This is a genomic window from Streptomyces sp. NPDC006134 (assembly GCF_040628835.1).
GTDB lineage: Bacteria > Actinomycetota > Actinomycetes > Streptomycetales > Streptomycetaceae > Streptomyces.
In genome coordinates this window covers 118962-139361 of the sequence record NZ_JBEXTV010000016.1, presented here as the reverse complement: position 1 = coordinate 139361, position 20400 = coordinate 118962, and the positions used below count along the sequence as shown (strand labels likewise).

General features: G+C 74.7%; 20 protein-coding genes and 1 riboswitch. Of the genes, 10 read left to right on the top strand and 10 right to left on the bottom strand.

Features of this window, described 5'->3' with window-relative positions:
• Window positions 1-116 precede the first annotated feature (116 nt).
• The 3 genes from ABZ340_RS13525 to ABZ340_RS13515 form a co-directional block, all read right to left on the bottom strand.
• Window positions 117-512 carry a DUF3040 domain-containing protein gene (locus ABZ340_RS13525; protein ID WP_358781911.1) on the bottom strand — a complete coding sequence of 132 codons (396 nt, stop codon included), beginning with the start codon at window positions 510-512 and terminating at the stop codon, window positions 117-119.
• 277 nt (window positions 513-789) lie between these two features.
• Entirely contained in the window at window positions 790-1560 is a 771-nt protein-coding gene (locus ABZ340_RS13520) for a methyltransferase (protein WP_358781910.1), read from the bottom strand.
• 404 nt (window positions 1561-1964) lie between these two features.
• Window positions 1965-2525, bottom strand: coding sequence for an SAV_6107 family HEPN domain-containing protein (locus ABZ340_RS13515; RefSeq protein ID WP_358781909.1), 561 nt, complete (start codon window positions 2523-2525; stop codon window positions 1965-1967).
• A 166-nt stretch (window positions 2526-2691) separates the two neighbouring features.
• On the opposite strand from ABZ340_RS13515, the gene ABZ340_RS13510 reads away from it, so the two are divergent.
• From ABZ340_RS13510 to ABZ340_RS13495, 4 genes are all read left to right on the top strand, one after another.
• On the top strand, window positions 2692-3462 hold the full coding sequence (locus tag ABZ340_RS13510; RefSeq protein WP_358781918.1) for an ATP-binding cassette domain-containing protein: 771 nt from the start codon (window positions 2692-2694) through the stop codon (window positions 3460-3462).
• Window positions 3434-5518 carry a YhgE/Pip domain-containing protein gene (locus tag ABZ340_RS13505; protein ID WP_358781908.1) on the top strand — a complete coding sequence of 695 codons (2085 nt, stop codon included), beginning with the start codon at window positions 3434-3436 and terminating at the stop codon, window positions 5516-5518. Before ABZ340_RS13510 ends, ABZ340_RS13505 begins: the two co-directional genes overlap by 29 nt.
• 46 nt (window positions 5519-5564) lie before the next feature.
• Window positions 5565-6197 (top strand): TetR/AcrR family transcriptional regulator, encoded by a 633-nt coding sequence (locus ABZ340_RS13500; RefSeq protein WP_358781907.1) that lies wholly within the window; start codon window positions 5565-5567, stop codon window positions 6195-6197.
• Between the two features lie 546 nt (window positions 6198-6743).
• Complete coding sequence (locus tag ABZ340_RS13495) at window positions 6744-8240, top strand: NAD(P)/FAD-dependent oxidoreductase (protein WP_358781906.1); 1497 nt, start codon at window positions 6744-6746, stop codon at window positions 8238-8240.
• A gap of 46 nt (window positions 8241-8286) precedes the next feature.
• Here ABZ340_RS13495 and ABZ340_RS13490 read toward each other — a convergent pair whose 3' ends face one another.
• The 6 genes from ABZ340_RS13490 to ABZ340_RS13465 all read right to left on the bottom strand — a co-directional run bounded on the left by ABZ340_RS13490 (window position 8287) and on the right by ABZ340_RS13465 (window position 13555).
• Complete coding sequence (locus ABZ340_RS13490; protein WP_358781905.1) at window positions 8287-9207, bottom strand: hypothetical protein; 921 nt, start codon at window positions 9205-9207, stop codon at window positions 8287-8289.
• A gap of 56 nt (window positions 9208-9263) precedes the next feature.
• Window positions 9264-10187, bottom strand: coding sequence for a methylenetetrahydrofolate reductase [NAD(P)H] (metF, locus tag ABZ340_RS13485; RefSeq protein WP_358781904.1), 924 nt, complete (start codon window positions 10185-10187; stop codon window positions 9264-9266).
• Window positions 10188-10361: 174 nt separating this feature from the next.
• Window positions 10362-11027: a thiamine phosphate synthase gene (gene thiE, locus ABZ340_RS13480; RefSeq protein ID WP_358781903.1), complete on the bottom strand. Its 666-nt coding sequence runs from the start codon at window positions 11025-11027 to the stop codon at window positions 10362-10364.
• 384 nt (window positions 11028-11411) lie between these two features.
• Window positions 11412-11777: an Rv2175c family DNA-binding protein gene (locus ABZ340_RS13475; protein WP_164391998.1), complete on the bottom strand. Its 366-nt coding sequence runs from the start codon at window positions 11775-11777 to the stop codon at window positions 11412-11414.
• An 88-nt stretch (window positions 11778-11865) separates the two neighbouring features.
• Window positions 11866-13029, bottom strand: coding sequence for an FAD-dependent oxidoreductase (locus ABZ340_RS13470; RefSeq protein WP_358781917.1), 1164 nt, complete (start codon window positions 13027-13029; stop codon window positions 11866-11868).
• 163 nt (window positions 13030-13192) lie between these two features.
• The gene (locus ABZ340_RS13465) at window positions 13193-13555 is read right to left on the bottom strand and encodes a hypothetical protein (protein WP_358781902.1); all 363 of its coding nucleotides are present in this window, start codon (window positions 13553-13555) and stop codon (window positions 13193-13195) included.
• Window positions 13556-13607: 52 nt separating this feature from the next.
• Window positions 13608-13720: riboswitch (TPP riboswitch) on the top strand.
• Between ABZ340_RS13465 and thiO the strand changes: the two genes are divergently transcribed.
• The 5 genes from thiO (at window position 13718) to ABZ340_RS13440 (ending at window position 19018) form a co-directional block, all read left to right on the top strand.
• Window positions 13718-14890, top strand: a complete 1173-nt coding sequence (gene thiO / locus ABZ340_RS13460) for a glycine oxidase ThiO (protein WP_358781901.1) — start codon at window positions 13718-13720, stop codon at window positions 14888-14890. It overlaps the preceding riboswitch by 3 nt.
• The gene (gene thiS, locus ABZ340_RS13455; protein ID WP_358781900.1) at window positions 14887-15087 is read left to right on the top strand and encodes a sulfur carrier protein ThiS; all 201 of its coding nucleotides are present in this window, start codon (window positions 14887-14889) and stop codon (window positions 15085-15087) included. Before thiO ends, thiS begins: the two co-directional genes overlap by 4 nt.
• Before the next feature lie 4 nt (window positions 15088-15091).
• The gene (locus ABZ340_RS13450; RefSeq protein WP_358781899.1) at window positions 15092-15886 is read left to right on the top strand and encodes a thiazole synthase; all 795 of its coding nucleotides are present in this window, start codon (window positions 15092-15094) and stop codon (window positions 15884-15886) included.
• An 88-nt stretch (window positions 15887-15974) separates the two neighbouring features.
• Window positions 15975-17927 (top strand): Stk1 family PASTA domain-containing Ser/Thr kinase, encoded by a 1953-nt coding sequence (gene pknB / locus ABZ340_RS13445; RefSeq protein WP_358781898.1) that lies wholly within the window; start codon window positions 15975-15977, stop codon window positions 17925-17927.
• A 188-nt stretch (window positions 17928-18115) separates the two neighbouring features.
• Window positions 18116-19018: a deoxyribonuclease IV gene (locus ABZ340_RS13440; protein ID WP_358781897.1), complete on the top strand. Its 903-nt coding sequence runs from the start codon at window positions 18116-18118 to the stop codon at window positions 19016-19018.
• 17 nt (window positions 19019-19035) lie between these two features.
• On the opposite strand, the gene ABZ340_RS13435 is transcribed toward ABZ340_RS13440, so the two are convergent.
• Window positions 19036-19683 (bottom strand): sulfite oxidase-like oxidoreductase, encoded by a 648-nt coding sequence (locus ABZ340_RS13435; protein ID WP_358781896.1) that lies wholly within the window; start codon window positions 19681-19683, stop codon window positions 19036-19038.
• A gap of 177 nt (window positions 19684-19860) precedes the next feature.
• Between ABZ340_RS13435 and bfr the strand changes: the two genes are divergently transcribed.
• A complete protein-coding gene (gene bfr / locus ABZ340_RS13430; RefSeq protein ID WP_358781895.1) occupies window positions 19861-20379 on the top strand; it encodes a bacterioferritin in 519 nt (172 codons plus the stop codon).
• Window positions 20380-20400 lie beyond the last annotated feature (21 nt).

Genomic DNA, 20400 nt, shown 5'->3' with positions numbered 1-20400 from the left:
CGGCCGTCCGGGGGGTGGGGGGGCCCCCGCGGTGCTTGCCCCGCCCCCTCACCCATGTCTTCGTTTGTGTCCGGTGGGCGTCGTCGACGGGCTGCCGCCCGCCGGCTATCCGCCGGCTAGTGGCCCTGTTCGTCGCGGCGCCGCTGCCACCGCTCCTCGATGCGGTCCATCATGGAGCGCCGCTGCCGTGCCTGAGGACGGGCGTGCGGGGCACCGGCCGCCGGCTGTTGCTCGCCCGGCTTGGGGGCCTTGCGCCAGCCGGTCACGGCGAGAACCGCGCAGCCCAGCATGACGAGGAAACCCACCACACTGAGCCAGACCTGCTTGGCGACCATTCCTGCCATGAGGAGCGCAATACCTACGAGGAAGCCCGCGACCGCCTGGTAGACCCGCCGCCGGGTGTACGTACGCAGCCCGCTTCCCTCAAGCGCCGACGCGAACTTGGGATCTTCGGCGTACAGCGCTCGCTCCATCTGCTCGAGCATGCGCTGCTCGTGCTCCGAGAGCGGCACGGAGTCCTCCTCATCGTGCAGTCGCCGGGGCGACCCTGGGGGGTCTCTTCAGGATAGGCAGGGAATCGCCCCCGTGAAACCCGCCCCTCTGCGCCAATTGGCCAACCGGAATCCGTCACCGACGTCCCGGTTCGCTGAGATTCCCATTCCCCAGCGACCGGCCCGTCATGCCGGGCGGTCTCCCTCGATCATACGGCGCCAGGTCCCCGTTCGGAGGGCCTGTGGCGTACTCCATCCGCAGCCGCGCCGCTGATCAGCGGCGCGGCTCACGGGTACCTCAGGCCCCGGCGGCCACCGGCGTCTCACCGAGCACATGAAGCTGCGTGGCCACGGAGTGGAAGGCCTGGAGCTCGGCCGCCGCGGCCTCCAGCTTCAGCAGTGCGTCCAGGGCCCCGGGCTCGGTGTCCACCAGGACGCCGGGGACCAGGTCGGCGAAGACCCGCACCCCGTGCACGGCGCCGACCCTCAGGCCCGCGCCCTCGACCAGGCCGGTGAGCTGTTCGGCGGTGAAGCGGCGCGGCATGGGATCGCCCGTGCCCCAGCGGCCGTCCGGGTCTTCCAGGGCCTGCTTGGCCTCGGTGAAGTGGCCGGCCAGGGCCCGCGCCAGCACGGCGCCGCCCAGTCCGGCGGCGAGCAGGCTGAGGACGCCCTCGGTGCGCAGGGCGGCCACCGCGTTGCGGACGCCCTCGGCCGGGTCGTCGACGTACTCCAGGACGCCGTGGCACAGCACCGCGTCGTAGCCACCGCGCTCGACGACGTCGAAGAGGCCGTGGGCGTCGCCCTGGACGCCCTGCACGCGGTCGGCCACTCCGGCCTCGGCGGCGCGGCGCTCCAGGGCGAACAGCGCGTTGGGGCTGGGGTCGACGACGGTGACGCGGTGGCCGAGGCGGGCCACGGGCACGGCGAAGTTGCCGCTGCCTCCTCCGGTGTCGAGGACGTCGAGCGCCTGGCGACCCGTCGCCTTGACCCGGCGGTCGAGGGCGTCCTGGAGGACCTCCCAGACCACGGCGGTACGGAGGGAAGCGCGGGGGCGCATCGGGTCCGACACGGCAGTTTGACTCCTCGGCGCGGCACCGCCTCGTGTACGGCGGAGCGAACGGGGCGCCTCCCGGCCCGGCTGCGGGAAGGAAGGCTGCTTTCAGGCGCTCCCCACCCTATTGCCTCCGGCGCCCTGCGCGGTCATCCCGGTGCGGTCGCCCGGTGCTGGTGACCGGCCCGGACGCCCGTCCGGAGGGAGCCGGCGGCCACCGGCCGAGCGGGCCGGGGCGGGCCGGGGCGGCGGCTCCGGGCCGACGTGGCGGGCGAGGCGGCGCGCGGCCGATGTGGCGGGCGAGGCGCGCGGCCGGGGCGGCGGCTCCGGGCCGGCGTCGTGGGCGAGGCCCGCGACCGAGGTGGCCGGGGCGACCGGGGTCACCGGGGCCGGGTGGGACCCGGGCCGGTCCGTCCGGGCGGTCAGCTCGCGTCCGGCAGGCCGCCCCGGTCGCCGTCCTTCGGCCGGCCCGTGTCCGGGCGGGGCTGGGGCAGGACCGGCTGGAGGTGCAGCATCCGCTCCACCAGGCGCAGGAACATCGCCACGTCCCGTATCAGGTCGTCGGCGTCGCGGCGGCCGGCCGCGCCCTCGATGCCGGCCTCGGCCCGGGCGCGGCGGCCGGCGCCCGAGGCGAACAGCGCGCTCCACTCGGTGAGCTCGGGCGCGATCTCGGGCAGGACGTCCCAGGCGCTGCGGATGCGGGCCCGGGCCCGGGGCGTGGCCTCCGGCCGTCCGCGCGCGGCGAGGACGGCCGCGGCGGTGCGCAGGGCGGCGAGGTGGGCCGTCGCGTACCGCTCGTTGGGGGTTTCCAGGGAGGTGGCCTCCTCCAGTCCGGCGCGGGCCTGGGCGAGCAGGTCGAGGGCGGCGGGCGGGGCCGAGGCCCGGCGGAGCACGGGGTGGACGTCGCTCGCCGGGCCGGTCGGTGAGGGGGCAGGGCCGGTGGCGCGGCGCCGGCGGGAGGCGGCTGCGGACGGGTGGGCCATGACGAACCTCCTGTCGTCTGCGTGACGGCACTGTGGCCGTATGTGCCCATCGTGAGGTATGCCACTGACAATCCGTTCTGACCTGGGCTTTTGCCTCGACCGAAGGTTCGGGTTAGTTTTTGCACTGACCAGTCAGTTCAAATAGTGCCAGGTGCAGGGGGATGTGGTGGGAGGAGCCGGCGTCACCGCGGAGGGCCTGGGCCTGAGAGGGCCCCGCGGGTGGGTGTTCCGCGGGGTCGGCATCGAGGCGGAGCCCGGTTCGCTGATCGCGGTCGAGGGGCCGTCGGGGTCGGGCCGCACCTCGTTGCTGCTCACGCTGACGGGGCGGATGAAGCCCACGGAGGGCACCGCCGCGGTGGGCGGGGCGGTGCTGCCGCGGCAGATGGCGGCCGTACGGCGGTTCTGCGCCCTGGCGCACGTGCCGGGCCTCACCGACCTCGAACCGGCGCTGACCGTCGAGGAACACCTGCGCGAGCGCGCGCTGCTGGAGCGCCGGTTCGGCGGTTCGCTGCGCGCGCTGCTGCGGCCCCGCGGCACGCGGGCGGCGGAGAGCCGGCTGCGGATCGACGCCGCGCTGGCCGCCGCCGGCCTGGCCCCGGATTCCCTGCCCAAGGGCTCCCGGACCGCCGTCCGGGACCTGGAGCGGCTGGAGGCGCTGCGCCTGTCGGTCGCGCTGGCCCTGGTCGGCCGCCCGCGGCTGCTCGGCGTCGACGACGCCGACCTGAAGCTCTCGGACGCCGAGAAGGAGGGGTTCTGGGATCTGCTCGGGGCCTTGGCCGCCTCCGGCACCACGGTCGTCGCCGTGTGCAGCGAGGCGCCCGAGGGTGCCGTCACCGTCTCCACCGGCTCCCCCGTCTCTCCCGCCTCCACCGACGACGGCCGGCCCGACCGGCGGAAGGAGAAGGCCGATGCGCTCGCCGAGACTGGCCGCGCTTGAGCTGAGGCGCTTCGGGCGCGGCCGGCTGCCGCGGGCCGCCCTGGTCGCGCTGCTGGTGCTGCCCCTGCTGTACGGCGCGCTGTACCTGTGGTCCTTCTGGGACCCGTACGGCCGCCTGGACCGCATCCCCGTCGCGCTCGTGAACGACGACAAGGGCGCGACCGCCGGCGGGGAGCGGATCACGGCGGGCGACGACATCGCCGGGCGGCTGCGCGACAGCGGCACCTTCGACTGGCACGAGGTGAGCGCCGCCGAGGCCCGCGAGGGCCTGGAGGACGGCAGGTACTACCTGTCGCTCACCCTGCCCGCCGACTTCAGCGAGCGCATCGCCTCCAGCTCGGGAGACTCCCCGGAGACGGGCGCCCTCCAGGTCCGTACGAACGACGCGAACAACTACATCGTCGGGCAGATCTCACGCACGGTCTTCGCCGAGGTGCGCCAGGCGGCGTCCACGAAGGCGTCGCGGTCGTTCCTGGACCGGATCTTCATCTCCTTCTCCGACATCCACGGCAGGACCGTCGAGGCGGCGAAGGGGGCCGACACGCTCAAGGGCGGCATCGGGAAGGCGGAGCAGGGCTCCAAGGACCTCGCCGGCGGTCTGGCGGACGCCCGGGACGGCAGCGGCGAGCTGGCCGAGGGCGTGAAGGAGCTCCACCGGGGCGCGGACGACCTCCGGGACGGGGCCCGGCGGGTCGCGGAGGGCACGCAGGCCCTCGCCGGCAAGGTCGACGGCGTCGCCGGCAAGGTGGGGCCCTTCCTGAAGGACAACGAGAAGGCCATCGGGGACACCGCCCGGTTCGTCGCCGACACGTCGGGGGCGGTCCGCGGCGACCTCGGCTCCCTGGCGAAGAGGGCGCGGACCGCCGCCGAGGACGCCCGCGCGGACGCCACGGCCCTGTCCGGCGTCCACGCGGCGCGCTGCGGGCAGGCCGCGCCGCCCGACGCCGCCTGCCCCGACCTGGCGAAGGCCGAGGACGCCGCCGCGGGCGTGGCGGCCGTCGCCGACGACGTGAACGCGCTGGTCACGCGGTACCAGGGCGATCTGGAGGAGCTCGACAAGCACCTCGCCACCCTCCAGGAGCAGGCGCAGGCCCTGGCCGACCGCGCCCCGCACCTGTCCGAGGACCTCGACGACGCCGTGGCCCGGATCGACGAGCTGAACGAGGGCGCGGGAAAGGTCGCCGCGGGCGCCGAGAAGCTGTACCGGGGGCTCGGCACCGCCGAGACCGGCGCCGTCGCCCTGGACAAGGGCGTCGGCGAGCTGAAGACGGGCGCCGACGACCTCAGCGGCGGCCTGTACCGGCTGGCCGACGGCTCGCAGAAGCTCGCCGGCGGGCTGCACGACGGCGCCGGGCGGATCCCCGACTACGGCGACGAGGAGCGCGACGCGCGCACCGGCGTGATGGCCGACCCGGTCCGGCTGGTCTCCCAGGACCTGCACAAGGCGCCCAACTACGGCACCGGTTTCGCCCCGTACTTCATCCCGCTGTCCCTGTGGGTGGGCGCCATGGTGGCGTACATGCTGATCGCGCCGATGAACCGGCGCGCGCTCGCCGCGGGCGCCCCGGCGTGGCGGATCGCGCTGGCGGGCTGGCTGCCGGTGGTGGCGATCGGGGTGCTGCAGACGGTGGCGCTGATGTCGGTGCTGCACTGGGCGGTCGGGCTGGAGATGGCCCGGGCGGCCGGGACGGTGGGCTTCCTGTTCCTGGTGACGGCGTGCTTCGCGGCGATCGTGCAGTGGCTGAACGCGCGCTTCGGGGCGGCGGGCCGCATCCTCGTCCTGGCACTGCTGATGCTCCAGCTGACCTCGGCGGGCGGCACGTACCCGGTGCAGACCAGCCCCGGCTTCTTCAACGCCCTCCACCCGTTCCTGCCGATGAGTCACGTCGTCGAGGCCCTCAGGCGGCTCATCACGGGCGGCGGCCTGGAACCGGTGTGGCGCGCGTGCGTGGTGCTCGCCCTCTTCACCGCCGCCGCCCTCGCGCTGACCGCGCTGTCGGCCCGCCGCCGGCAGGTGTGGACCCTGGACCGGCTGCACCCGGAGCTGAGCCTGTGAACCCTGCGGTGACGGCCCCGGGAGGGTTCCTGTGACAATCGGGGCCATGGAAAGCAGCAGCGCCACCTCGCCCGGCGGCAGCCGGCGCGAGGCCACCCGGCAGAAGCTCTACGAGGCGGCCGTCACCCTCATCGCCGAGCAGGGCTTCTCCGCGACCACGGTGGACGAGATCGCCGAACGGGCCGGAGTCGCGAAGGGCACGGTCTACTACAACTTCGCCAGCAAGTCCGTCCTCTTCGAGGAGCTGCTGCGGCACGGCGTGGGACTGCTCACCGCCTCCCTGCGCGAGGCGGCCGAGCGCACGGCCCGGGAGGGCGGCGGCAAGGTCGACGCCCTGGACGCGATGATCCGCGCGGGGCTGGTCTTCATCGACCGCTACCCGGCCTTCACCCAGCTCTACGTCGCCGAGCTGTGGCGCACCAACCGGGCCTGGCAGTCCACGCTGATGGTGGTCCGGCAGCAGGCCGTCGCGGTCGTCGAGGACGTGCTGCGCGACGGCGTGGCGGGCGGTGAGCTCAGCGAGGAGATCGACGTCCCGCTGACCGCCGCCGCGCTGGTCGGCATGGTCCTGGTGGCCGCGCTGGACTGGAAGTCGTTCCAGCCGGAGCGCTCCCTCGACGACGTGCACGCGGCCCTGTCCCGGCTGCTCCAGGGGCGGGTGAGCGGCCGGCGCCCCTGAGGCCCCGGCGCATACGACCGGCGCGCGGGGCGGGTCGTGCCGCTTCCGGCACCACCCGGTGCCCCGGCGCATACGGAAGCGCCGGTCCGGTGTGGCCGCGTCCCCCGCGGGCCACCGCCGGACCGGCGCTCCCCTGTGCTCCCCCGTGCGTTCCCCCGCTGGTCCCCCCGTTTCCGGTCGTCCCCCGTGCCTCGCTCCCGCCGGCCGCGCCGGCGGAAGGAGCGGACCCGGGGACCGCTCCGTTCCGGCGCCCCGTGTCGCCGGTGCCGGAGCCGCGCCCCCGTCCGTGCCTCCACTCTCTCGTTTCCGCAGGTCGGGCCCCATCCGCACGCATACTCATCTCCCGCACTAGGTACGGATACTCAGTCCTGCGCACCCGTCCTCACGTCGTCGCACCGCCTGCTGGGGCGGACCGCGTCCGCGCGCGTACTTCCCCCCCTCCTCCCACCCGCCGCTCCCGGTGCCCCCGCCCGGCGCGAGCGGGGCCACCGGGGCGGCGGGCACCCTCGGGCGGGACTGTCGGTGGCGGCCGATAAAGTCCCGGACATGGCACGGATTGCGGTGATCGGCGCCGGGATGGGCGCGATGGCGGCCGCCGCCCGGCTGGCCGTGGCGGGCCACCGGGTGGCGGTGTACGAGCGGGCGGAGACGTACGGCGGGGCGGTGCGCCGCTTCGAGCGGGACGGCTTCTCCTTCGACACCGGCCCCGGGCTGCTGACCCTGCCCGCGGTCTGGCGCGACCTGTTCGTCAAGACCGGCAAGGAGCCGCTGGAGGAGTGCGCCGGCCTGGTCCAGGTCGACCCGTCGGCGCGGCACGTGTTCGCCGACGGCACCGAGGTCTCGGTGCCGAACGCCTCCCGCGCGGGCGTCGTCGCCGCCCTGGACGAGGCGCTCGGCCGGGGCGCCGGGCAGCGGTGGGGCGACTTCCTGGTGCGGGCCCGAGAGGCATGGGACCGGACGCGCCGGCCGCTCCTGGAGGAGCCGCTGTGGTCCGACTGGCGCGTGCTGGGCGAGCGCGAGCCCTACCCGGCGGTCCCGCACAAGCGGCTGCTGCGCACCCGCCGGGCCGGCACGCTCGCCGAGATCGGCGCCTGGGAGCTGCGGGACGCCCGGCTGACCGCCCTGCTGGAGAGCCACGCGCTCGCGTACGGCCTGGACCCCCGTACCACCCCGGCGAGCGCCGCCGTGCTGCCGTACATGGAGCACGCCTTCGGCACCTGGTACGTGCGCGGGGGGCTGCGGGAGCTGGCGCGCGCGGTGTACGAGCGGTGCCTGGCGCGCAGGGTCGGCTTCCGCTTCGGGGCCGAGGTCACCGGCATCGTCGAGAAGGACGGCCGGGTGGCGGGCGTGGAGCTGGCCGACGGGACGGTGGCGGAGGCCGAGTACGTGGTCGCCGGGGTCGCCCCCGGGGTCCTGGACCGCCTCGCGGGCGAAGCGGCGGTCCGGGGCGACGGCGAGGTGCCGCCGCAGCGCGGGGCGGCGAGCCGGCTGACGGTGCTGCTGGCGCTGCGGGGCGCCCGCCCCGAGGGCGCGGCGCACCGCACGGTGGTGCACGCGCCGGACCGGGACGCCGAGCTGGAGGCACTGTCCGGGACGGCGCCGGGCGTGGCCGCGCGGCCGACGGTCACGGTCCTGCGGCCCGGCGATCCGCGGCTGGTCCCGGACCCGGAGCACGAGGCGGTCACCCTCACCGCGGTGGTGCCCGCACGGCCCGGAGCGGAGGTCCGTGAGCGCGCCGAGGACCTGATCACCGCCGCCGAGCGGGCCCTGCCCGGTCTGCGCGACCGCCTGCTGTGGCACGAGGTGCGCACCCCGGCCGACATCGCGGAGGCGACCGGCGCCGAGGGCGGTGCGGTTCCGGCGCCCGCCCTGGCCGCGGGCGGCGAGCGGCTGCTGCACCCGGCGAACGGCACGCGTCTGGACGGCCTGTTCACGGTGGGCGGCTGGTCGCATCCGGGCGGCGGCCTGCCGCACGCCGGGATGTCGGGTGCGCTGGTCGCGGGGCTGATCGTGGAGGGGCCCGGGTTCCGGGGTTCCCAGTGAGCCGGCCGGGGCGGCCGACACCGTCCGGCGGGGCGGTCCGGCCGGCTCAGTAGCGGTACTGCTGCTCGTCGTAGCCCGGCGCCTGCGGCTGCCCGCCGCCGTGGTACGGGTACGGCTGCTGCTCCTGCGGGAGCTCCGCGCCGTAGGGCTCGTCGGTGCTGCGCTGCTGCGGCACCCACACGCCGCCCGGCGGCGTCTGCCCGTGGCCGCCGGTGGCGTACGGGTCCTGCCCGTAGCCCTGCCGGTCGCCGTAGCCCGTGTCGTAGGGGGCGCCGCCGTAGGTGTGGGTGCCGATGTACGGGTCGGAGTAGGCGGCGTACTGCCGGTCGCCCACGGTGTCGTAACCGTATCCGTGCCCGCCCTGGCCCGAGGGGTCGTAGGCGTAGGGTCGGTCCGCGGTCCGGCTGTGGCCGGGGCCGCCGTACAGGCCGTACGCGCCGGTGTCGTCCGGCAGGGGCAGCGGCTCGTACACGGCGGTGGTCTCCGCGGCCGTGGGCGCGGCGGGGCGCGCGGGGGTGAAGACGTCGTCGCTGTCGTAATCGTCGTGGCCGTCGTGGCCGCCGTAGCCGTCATGGCCGTGCGAGACGCGGTCGTCGGCCTGTGCGCGGCCGTCGTCGCCGTAGCCGCCCTCGGCCGCCTCCACGCCGGAGACCTCCAGGGTCGGTTCCTGGCGGCCCCGCCCCGCGCGGCGGCGCCGGTCGCCGGTCAACTTCGGCGCGGAGACCGCCCAGCCGGCCGCGAAGCCGCGGCGGAACGACAGGGTGACGTAGGTCTGGCCGACCGCGAAGGCCGCCGCGCCCAGTGCGATGACGACGACGGACGGGATGAGCACACCGGCCACGACACCGAGGAAGCCGGTGAAGGCGAGCAGCCGCCAGCGCAGGCGTGCCTTGTACTGCAGCAGCACCTCACCGAGCAGCCACAGCGCGACGATGCCGAACGCGATGTAGAGGACCGTCCAGCCCATGTACGCCCCTCTCCCAGTGGACGCCTCGCAGTGTGTCGTACACGCGCGCGACCGGTCTAGTCCTGCGGTGGGTGGTGCAGGCCCAGGTTCTCGTAGATTTCCAGCGTCGCCGTGGAGTTGTTGAGCGTGATGAAGTGCAGACCCGGCACTCCCTCGGCCAGCAGCCGCGCGCAGAACTCCGTGGCGAAGTCGATGCCAATGGAGCGTACCGCCGCCGGATCGTCCTGTGCCGCGAGGATCCGCTCTTTCAGGTCGTCCGGGAACGAGGCGTTGCTGAGCTTGGGCAGCCGCTCCAGCATCTTCACGCTGGTCACCGGCATGACCTCGGGGATGATCGGGGTCTCGCAGCCGGCCGCGGCGACCTTGTCGCGCAGCCGGAGGTAGGACTCCGGCTGGAAGAACATCTGCGTGATCGCGTAGTCGGCGCCGGCCCGGCACTTGTCGACGAAGTGCGCGACGTCCGCGTCCCAGTCGGCGGAGCGCGGGTGCATCTCCGGGAAGGCGGCCACGCCCACGCAGAAGTCGCCGGACTCCTTGATGAGGCGGACGAGTTCGGCCGCGTAGGTCAGGCCCCGCGGGTGCGGGACCCACTCGCCCATCGGGTCGCCGGGCGGGTCGCCGCGCACGGCCAGCATGTTGCGGATCCCGGCGTCGGCGTACTGGCCGATGATGTTGCGCAGCTCCGCGATGGAGTGGTTGACGGCGGTGAGGTGGGCGACCGGCGTCAGGGTGGTGTCGGCGACGATCTGCTGGGTCTCCTTGACCGTGCCCGCCCGGGTGGAGCCGCCGGCTCCGTAGGTCACGGAGACGAAGTCGGGGGCGACCGCCTCGACCCTCCGCAGCGCGCTCCACAGGTTCTTCTGCCCCTTGGGGGTCTTCGGCGCCGAGAACTCGAACGAGTACGTCGTCTTGCCGGCGGCGAGGATGTCGCGCACGGTCCGTGCGCGATCAGTCCTGGTGGATGCGGTTCCGAGGGCCATACGGGCAGGTTAGCCAGGGGGCGTCGGTCCCCCAACCGGAGGCCCATGATTTGCCCGATATGCCGACTTGTTGTCCACTCCTTGGACAGTCCGCCGCGAACGGGCCCTCGCCACCGGCCGGCCGCCGCACCTGCCGCGGCCGCCACACCGCCGTGGCCGCCACCGCCACGGCCGCTACGCCTGCCGCAGCCGCTTCGCGAACTCGGCCGCCGCCGCGCCCGGGTCGTCGGCCTCGGTGATCGCGCGGACGACGACGACGCGCCGGGCGCCCGCCTGGAGGACCTCGTCGAGGTTGCCGAGGTCGATGCCGCCGATGGCGAACCAGGGGCGCTCGGTGCCGAGCGCGGCGGTGTGGCGGACGAGGTCCAGGCCGGGCGCGTGGCGGCCGGGCTTGGTGGGGGTCGGCCAGCACGGACCGGTGCAGAAGTAGTCCACGCCTTCCTGGACGGCGGCCGCGGCGGCCTCGGACTCGGCGTGGGTGGAGCGGCCGATGAGCACGTCGTCGCCGAGGATGGCGCGGGCGGCGGGCACGGGCAGGTCGCCCTGGCCGAGGTGGAGGACGTCGGCGCGGGCGGCGTGGGCGACGTCGGCGCGGTCGTTGACCGCGAGCAGCTTGCCGTGCCGGGCGCAGGCGTCGGCGAAGACCTCCAGGTGCTCCAGCTCCTCGGCCGCCTCCATGCCCTTGTCGCGCAGCTGCACGATGTCGACGCCGCCGGCCAGCACCGCGTCCAGGAACTCGGGCAGGTCGCCCTGGCGGGTGCGGGCGTCCGTGCAGAGGTAGAGCCGGGCGTCGGCGAGGCGGGCGCGTGCGGTGGTGGTGGTGGCGGCGGTGCCGGGCATGCGGGTGTCCCCCCGGAGTCGGTGGCGTACGGGAATTCCCGTCGCGGGCGGCTCGGGAATCCCCGTCGATTGAGTGGCGCGGGAATCCCCCTTGGCGAGTGGCTCGGGGATTCCTGTCGAACGGGTGGTGCGGGGATCACCCGTCGCGACGGGCGTACGGGTGATCCCCGGATGCCGGTGGCGACGAGTCTCCCCCGGGTGCCGGTGGCGACGGAGGCACCCCGTCGCGGGCGGCGTGCGGGCTCCCCCGGCGGGCCCGGCCGGCGGGGTGTTCCCGTGGCCGGTCACGGCCGGGGGCTCCCGTCGGCCGGTGGCCTGCGAGCCGCGGGCCGACGGGGCGTGACCCCGGCCGGCCGCGGCCCGCGGGCCGGACGGTGCGCCGGGTCAGACGGCGAGCGCCTGGGCCCGGCGCTTCACCTCCGTGCCGCGGTTCTCACGCAGCGCCTGCGCGGGGGTGCCGGGCAGGGTCGGGTCGGGCGTGAAGAGCCACTCCAGCATCTCCTCGACCGTGAAGCCGTCGTCCCGCAGAAGCGTCAGGGTCCCGGACAGGCCCTTGACGACCTTGTCCCCGTCGATGAAGTCCGCGGGGACGTGCAGCGCGCGGTTCTCACCGCGGCGTACGGCGATGAGCTGGCCGTCCTTCACCAGCTGCCGCACGCGGGTCACCTCGACACCGAGCATCTCGGCGATGTCGGGCAGGGTGAGCCAGGCGGGCACGAGAGCATCGATCTTTGCGTCAATCTCGGTCACGCCTCCAGCCTGCCATCCGGCACCGACAGTGGGAAACCGGACCCCGCCCCGCCCGGCCCGGCGAAAGGCGCCCGGCCGCCTCCCGGCGTCAGGCGGTGGCCGACTTCGGCGGCCGGGCCGGGTCCTCCAGCAGCACCGGGTCCATGGGTGTCCCGGCCTCGATCAGCCGTCTGCCCTGGGCCAGGTCCCGGGGGCGCCCCACCGCCAGCAGGGCGACCAGCCGGTTCTCCCGCAGCCAGCACACGGTCCAGGCGGGCCCGGACGGGTCGCCGCGCCACAGGGTGGTGTCGGCCGCGGCGTGGTGGCCGGCGTACTGGACGAAGCGGCCGAACTGCTCGGACCAGAAGTACGGCACCGGGTCGTAGGCCGCCGCGGCCCCGCTCACGATGTCCGCGGCCACCGTGCGCGGCCCCTGCAGGGCGTTGTCCCAGTGGTGGACCATCAGGCGCGTGCCGTAGCGGGCCGACGGGAAGGAGGCGCAGTCACCGACGGCGTAGACGTCCGGTACGGAGGTGCGCAGGCGGTCGTCGGCCACGACCTCGCCGTGCGCGCCGAGCGTGACGCCCGAGCCGGCGAGCCAGGCGGTGGCGGGCCGGGCGCCGATGCCGACGACGACGGCGCCCGCGGGCAGCCGTGTCCCGTCGTCGAGGACCACCGCGCCGGGCTCGACGCGCTCCACGCGCGCGTGGGTGCGCAGTTCGGCGCCGGCCTCGGCGTACCAGGCCGTCATCGGCGCGGCCACCTCGGCGGGCAGCGCCCCGGCGAGCGGACGGCCGGCGGCCTCCACGACGGTCACCGCGCAGCCCGCCTCGCGCGCGGCCGTGGCGAACTCGGCGCCGATCCAGCCCGCGCCGACGACCACGACGTCGTGCTGCCGGGCGAGGACCGGGCGCAGCCGTTCGGCGTCGTCCAGGGTGCGCAGCAGATGCACGCCGGGAACGCCCTCGGCGCCCGGCAGCCGCACCGGTTCGGCGCCGGTGGCCAGGACGAGGACGTCGTACGGCACGGGCCCGGCGGAGGTGTCCAGGACGTGTGCCCCGGGGCGCAGGCCCAGGGCCTCGCAGCCCAGCCTCAGCTCGATGCCGAGCGCCTCGAAGTCGAGGTCGAAGGCGGAGCCCTCGGCCGTGCCGAGCAGGATCGCCTTGGACAGCGGAGGCCGGTCGTAGGGCTGGTGGGGTTCGGCGCCGATCAGCGTCACGGTGCCGGTGAAGCCCTGTTCTCGCAGGGCGGCGGCGGTCTGCACGCCCGCCATGCCGGCGCCCACCACGACCACGCGGCGCGGCGCGGACGCGCCCCTCTCCCCCGTCGTCTCCCCCGTCGTCTCCTCCGTTCGTCCCGGCTCTCCCGGGTTCTGCGTCTGCTCGCTCACCCGATCACCATAGACACCCGCGGCGGTCCGGGCGGCTGACGGGACATCAGCCGGCGCCGGTGCCCGCGTGCTCCGCGACCTGCTCCACCACGCTGGTCCCGCTGCCCGTCTGCGACTCCCACTCCCAGGACTCCTCCAGCCGCACCCGCCCGTCGGGCAGCTCCACGACCGCCGAGACGCAGTGCCCCGACGACGTGGTGCCGTCGGTCTTGAGCTGCACGTACCGGAAGTCGAGCCGGTCGCCCTCGCGCGTGCCGGTCAGGAAGCCGCGGACGACGTCGCCGCCCGCGTACTCGGCCCAGACCTCGCCGTCCTTCTCGTGGTAGGCGAACCGGGTGCGGGTGCCCACCTGGCCCGGCGCCTGATCGGCGACCGGGGCGAGGACGAGACCTTCGAGCGAACGGGCCATGGACGGAGGCTCCCTTACAGACACGCAGAACCAAGGGCTAGGGTGGCCAACGTAAAGCACTCGCGGGAGCCCGGACGCACCGGGCTGAGAGGGAGGCTGCGCGGCCTCCGACCGTACGAACCTGATCCGGGTCATGCCGGCGAAGGGAGGGGCTGGACGCCCATGTCACGTACGTCCGACACATCCGACGTCCTGGTCGTCGGGGGCGGGGTCATCGGCCTGGTCACGGCCTGGCGGGCGGCGCAGCGCGGGCTCGCCGCGGCCGTCGTGGACCCCGAGCCGGGCGGCGGGGCCGCCCGGGTGGCGGCCGGGATGCTGGCCGCCGTCACGGAACTGCACTACGGCGAGCAGACCCTGCTCGCCCTGAACGTCGCCTCGGCGCGCCGGTACCCGGAGTTCGCGGCCGAGCTCGCCGACGCCACCGGCCACGACCTCGGCTACCGCCGCTGCGGCACCCTCGCCGTCGCCCTGGACGCCGACGACCGCGCCCACCTGCGGGAGCTGCACGCCTTCCAGCTCCGGTCGGGCCTGGAGTCGGAGTGGCTGTCGGGGCGCGAGTGCCGGCGCCTGGAGCCGATGCTCGCGCCGGGCGTGCGCGGGGGGCTCAGGGTGGACGGCGACCACCAGATCGACCCCCGGCGCCTGGCCGCCGCGCTGGTGACCGCCTGCGAGCGGGCGGGCGTGGTCTTCCACCGCGCGTGGGCCGAGCGGCTCACCGTCGTCCGGGACCGGGCGACGGGCGTGGTCACGGCCGACGGCACGGCGCTTGAGGCCGGGCGGACGGTCCTGGCCGCGGGCAGCCTCAGCGGGCGGCTCGCGGGCGTCCCGGACGCCGTCCTGCCCCCCGTACGGCCCGTGAAGGGGCAGGTCGTGCGGCTGACGATGCCGGACGGGCAGCCGCCGCTGCTGAACCGGACGGTACGGGCCGTGGTGCGCGGCAACCCCCTCTACCTGGTGCCCCGGGAGAGCGGCGAGCTCGTCGTCGGAGCGACCAGCGAGGAGATGGGCTGGGACACGACGGTGACCGCGGGCGGCGTGTACGAGCTGCTGCGCGACGCCCACGAGCTGGTCCCCGGCATCACCGAGCTGCCGCTGGCGGAGACCCTCGCGGGCCTGCGCCCCGGCTCTCCGGACAACGCGCCGCTGCTCGGCCCGACCGCCCTGGAGGGCCTGCTGCTGGCCACCGGCCACCACCGCAACGGCGTGCTGCTCACCCCGGTCACCGGCGACGTCATGGCGCACGTCCTGGCCACCGGCGACCTCCCCGCCGAGGCCCGCCCCTTCACCCCCGCACGCTTCACCACCACCCCCGCACTCACGGAGCAGCCCGCATGAACGTCCTGGTCAACGGGGAGCCGCGCGAGGTGGCTCCCGGCACGGCCCTCGACGCCCTGGTGAGGACCCTCACCCAGGCGCCGTCCGGAGTGGCCGCCGCCCTGAACGAGACCGTCGTCCCGCGCGCGCAGTGGCCCGCCACGGCCCTGTCCGACGGCGACCGCGTCGAAGTCCTCACCGCCGTCCAAGGAGGCTGAACCCATGGCCGACGATCCCTTCGTCCTCGGCGGGACGACCTTCACCTCCCGCCTGATCATGGGCACGGGCGGGGCGCCCAGCCTCGACGTGCTGGAGCGGGCGCTGGTCGCCTCCGGCACGGAGCTGACGACGGTCGCGATGCGGCGCGTAAACCCCTCGGTGCACGGCTCGGTGCTGTCGGTGCTGGACAGGCTCGGCATCCGGGTGCTGCCGAACACGGCCGGCTGTTTCACGGCCGGCGAGGCGGTGCTGACCGCCCGCCTCGCGCGCGAGGCCCTCGGCACCGACCTGGTCAAGCTGGAGGTCATCGCCGACGAGCGCACCCTGCTGCCCGACCCCGTCGAGCTGCTGGAGGCGGCCGAGACACTGGTCGACGACGGGTTCACGGTGCTGCCGTACACCAACGACGACCCCGTGCTGGCGCGGAAGCTGGAGGACGTCGGCTGCGCGGCGATCATGCCGCTCGGGTCGCCGATCGGCTCCGGGCTCGGCATCCGCAACCCGCACAACTTCCAGCTGATCGTGGAGCACGCGCGCGTGCCGGTGATCCTGGACGCGGGTGCGGGCACGGCATCGGACGCGGCCCTGGCGATGGAGCTGGGGTGCGCGGGTGTGATGCTCGCCTCGGCCGTGACGCGGGCGCAGGAGCCGGTACTGATGGCGGAGGCGATGCGGCACGCGGTGGAGGCGGGCCGGCTGGCCCGGCGGGCGGGGCGCATCCCCCGGCGCCACTTCGCCGAGGCGTCCTCGCCGTCGGAGGGGCTGGCCCGGCTGGATCCGGAGCGGCCCGCATTCTAGGGCGGCGGCGGTCACCGGTGCGCCGCGGTGCGCCCGGCCGCCGCTGCGGCGGTGAGCGGTGTCGGCGGCGGCTCGTAGACTCGCCTGCGTGGACACGACCCTTCAGGACCCTCTGGTCGGGCAGGTGCTCGACGGCCGGTACCGCGTCGACGCGCGGATCGCGGTCGGCGGGATGGCCACGGTCTACCGGGCCGTGGACACCCGCCTGGACCGCGTGCTCGCGCTGAAGGTGATGCACCCGACGCTCGCGGCCGACGCCTCGTTCGTCGAGCGGTTCATCCGCGAGGCCAAGTCGGTGGCCCGGCTCGCCCACCCCAACGTCGTCCAGGTCTTCGACCAGGGCACCGACGGGGCGTACGTCTACCTGGCCATGGAGTACGTCTCCGGGTGCACCCTGCGCGACGTGCTGCGCGAGCGCGGGGCGCTCCAGCCGCGGGCCGCGCTGGACATCCTGGAGCCGGTGCTGGCCGCGCTGGGCGCCGCCCACCGCGCGGGGTTCGTGCACCGGGACATGAAGCCGGAGAACGTCCTCATAGGGGACGACGGCCGGGTCAAGGTGGCCGACTTCGGGCTGGTCCGCGCCGTGGACACGGTGACGAACACCACCGGGGCCGTCCTCGGCACCGTCTCCTACCTGGCGCCCGAACAGATCGAGCAGGGCACCGCCGACCCGCGGGTCGACGTGTACGCGTGCGGTGTCGTCCTGTACGAGATGCTGACCGGCGCCAAGCCGCACGACGGCGACTCCCCCGCCCAGGTGCTCTACCGGCACCTCCACGAGGACGTGCCGCCGCCGTCGGCCGCCGTGCCGGGGATGCCGTACGAGCTGGACGAGCTGGTCGCCTCCGCGACCGCCCGCACCCCGCAGGTCCGGCCGCACGACGCCGTCGCGCTGCTGGCGCTGACCCGCCGGGCGCGCGGGACGCTCACCGCCGAGCAGCTGGACGCGGTGCCGCCGCAGGCGCTGGCCGCGGAGCACGACAACGCCGAGGACCGCACCAGCGTGATCCCCCGCGCCCTGACCGTGCCCCGGCCGCTGCCCGTCGGCGAGGACGACGGGGACGCCGGGCCGGACGGGGCCGCGGCGGACGGGGTCCAGCGCACGAGCCGGCTGGAGCCCCCGCCCGCGACCGCGGCCCCGCGCCGCCGCCCCGCCGTCCGGCGCGGCCCCCTCGCGATCGTCGCCGCCGTGCTGCTCGTGCTCGGTGTCGGCACGGGCGTGTGGTACATCAACTCCGGCCAGTTCACCAAGGTGCCGCCGCTGCTGGAGAAGACCGAGGCGCAGGCCCGGGACCGGCTGGAGGAGGCCGGCCTGGAGGTCGGCACGGTCCGGCACGCCCACAGCGACACGGTCGAGCGCGGCGCGGTCATCGGCACCGATCCCGGGCCGGGCGCCCGCATCCGCGGCAACGACGCGGTGTCGCTCACCATCTCCGACGGACCCGCGTTCGTGGAACTGCCCGATCTGGCGGGTTACCGGCTGGACAAGGCCCGCTCCGTGCTCCGGCAGGAGGGCCTGGAGCCCGGCATGGTCACGCGCGCGTTCAGCGAGGACGTCCCCAAGGGCTTCGTGGTCTCCACCGACCCGGCGACGGGCACCCGGATGCGCGCGGGCGCGGCGGTCGCGCTCACCGTCAGCAAGGGCCGCCCGGTGGAGGTGCCGGACGTCACCGGCGAGGACCTGGACGACGCGAAGACCGCCCTGGAGGAGGCCGGCCTGAAGGTCCGGATCGCCACCGACCAGGTCACCTCCGAGCACGACAAGGGCCAGGTCGCCCGGCAGTCGCCCGGCGAGGGGCGCCGGGTGGCCGCGGGCGACACCGTGACGCTGACCCTGTCCAAGGGCCCGGAGATGGTCGAGGTCCCGGACGTGGTGGGCGACGGCGTCGACGACGCCCGGCGGAAGCTGGAGGCCGCCGGCTTCGAGGTCGAGGAGGACCGCGGCCTGCTCGGGCTGTTCGGCGACACCGTCAAGAGCCAGTCGGTGGAGGGCGGCGAGACGGCGCCCAAGGGATCGAGGATCACCCTCAAGATCCGCTGACCGGGGCGGCCCGGATCACGGGCGGGACCCGCCGGCCGGGGCGGCTCCGGGACCACGGACGAGGCCCGCCGGCCGGGACGGCTCCGGGACCACGGACGAGCTCCGCGGTCCGGAGCGCTCCGGACCCCGGATGGGAGCGCTCCGGGACCCCGGACGGGATCGGTCCGGGTCCGTGCCACCCTGAAGGGGTGAAGAGTGAACGCCCCGCCCCCTCCCCCTCGGTCTCCCCCGCCCGCGCCCGCAACCCCGTCGGCGCCCACGTCCCCGTCGCCGGAGGCCTGCACTCCGTGGGCCTGCCGTACGCCCGTGACCTGCGGGCGGAGGCCGTGCAGGTCTTCGTCGCCAACCCGCGCGGCTGGGCCACGCCGGCCGGCAATCCGCGGCAGGACGAGGAGTTCCGGGCGGCCTGCGCGGCGGAGTCGATCCCGGCGTACGTCCACGCGCCGTATCTGATCAACTTCGGTTCGCACACCGGGGCGACCGTGGAGCGGTCGGTGGAGTCGCTGCGGCACTCACTGCGGCGCGGCCGGGAGATCGGCGCGCTCGGCGTGGTCGTGCACACCGGGAGCGCGACCGGCGGGCGGGAGCGGTCCGTGGCGCTGCGGCAGGTGCGGGAGCACCTGCTGCCGCTGCTGGACGAGCTGACCCACGACGACGACCCGTTCCTGCTGCTGGAGTCGACGGCGGGGCAGGGCTCCTCGCTCTGCTCGCGCACCTGGGACTTCGGGCCGTACTTCGAGGCGCTGGACGCCCATCCGAAGCTGGGCGTCTGCCTGGACACCTGCCACATCTTCGCCGCCGGGCACGATCTGACCGGCCCGAGCGGGATGCACCAGACTCTCGATCTGCTGGTGGACACCGTCGGCGAGGGACGGCTGAAGCTGATCCATGCCAACGACTCCAAGGACGTGGCCGGCGCCCACAAGGACCGGCACGCGAACATCGGCGCCGGCCACATCGGCGAGGACCCGTTCCGCGCGCTGATGACGCACCCCGCCACCGCCGGCGTACCGCTGGTCATCGAGACGCCCGGCGGCAAGGAGGGGCACGCGGCGGACGTGGAGCGGCTGAAGAAGCTGCGCGACGGGTGAACCCCTGAGGCGGGAGGTCAGAGCTCGGGGCCGTCCCCGGGCTCCTCCTGGTAGGAGTAGCGCTGCTCCTTCCACGGGTCGCCGATGTTGTGGTAGCCGCGCTCCTCCCAGAAGCCGCGGCGGTCGGCGGTCATGTACTCCACGCCGCGGACCCACTTGGGGCCCTTCCAGGCGTACAGGTGCGGGACGATCAGCCGCAGCGGGAAGCCGTGCTCGGCGGTCAGCAGCTCGCCGTCCTTGTGGGTGGCGAAGAGCGTGCGCTCCGAGGCGAAGTCGGACAGGCGCAGGTTGGAGCTGAAGCCGTACTCCGCCCAGACCATCACATGGGTGACGGCGGGCGCGGGCGGGGCGGTCTCCAGGATCGTACGGGCCGGGATCCCGCCCCACTCGGCCCCGAGCATGCTGTACTTCGTGACGCAGTGCAGGTCGGCCACGACGGTGGTGTACGGCAGGGCCGTGAACTCCTCGTGGGTCCAGCAGTGCTTCTCCCCGTCGGCGGTGGCGCCGAAGACCCGGAACTCCCAGCGCTCGGGCCGGAACCTGGGGACCGGGCCGTAGTGCGTGACCGGCCAGCCGCGCTGCACCCGCTGCCCCGGCGGAAGCTCGGACCGTACCGCTTCTCCAGATCCACGCTCTCCAGATTCACGCTCCACCGGCTGACCCATGCCTCCATCCTGACAGACCGGGACCGATACACCCGACCCGGCCACCCACAAAAAGGACAACTCCCAATAAGCATGCCCTTACTTACTAAGTAAGCACTTACTGGACGATCTTCGGCGGCGGTGTCATCATGCGGCGGCAAGCTCCCCCGTTCTCTCGACGTGGAAGGAACCCCCGCCATGCAGGGCGACCCCGAGGTCATCGAGCTGCTCAACGAGCAGCTGACCGCCGAGCTCACCGCGATCAACCAGTACTTCCTGCACTCCAAGCTGCAGGACCACAAGGGGTGGACGAAGCTCGCGAAGTACACGCGCGACGAGTCCTTCGACGAGATGCGGCACGCCGAGGTCCTCACCGACCGGATCCTGCTCCTGGACGGCCTGCCCAACTACCAGCGGCTGTCCCACGTCCGGGTCGGCCAGTCGGTGACGGAGATGTTCCAGGCGGACCGGCAGATCGAGGCGGAGGCGATCGACCGGCTGCGGCACGGCGTGGAGGTGATGCGCACCAAGGGCGACATCACGTCCGCCAACATCTTCGAGGCGATCCTCGCCGACGAGGAGCACCACATCGACTACCTCGACACCCAGCTCGACCTGATCGAGAAGCTGGGCGAGTCGCTCTACCTGTCGACGGTCGTCGAGCAGAGCCAGCCGGACCCGTCCGGCCCCGGCACGGGCGGGTTCTCGACCCACTAGGACCCACTGGGGCCCGCGGAC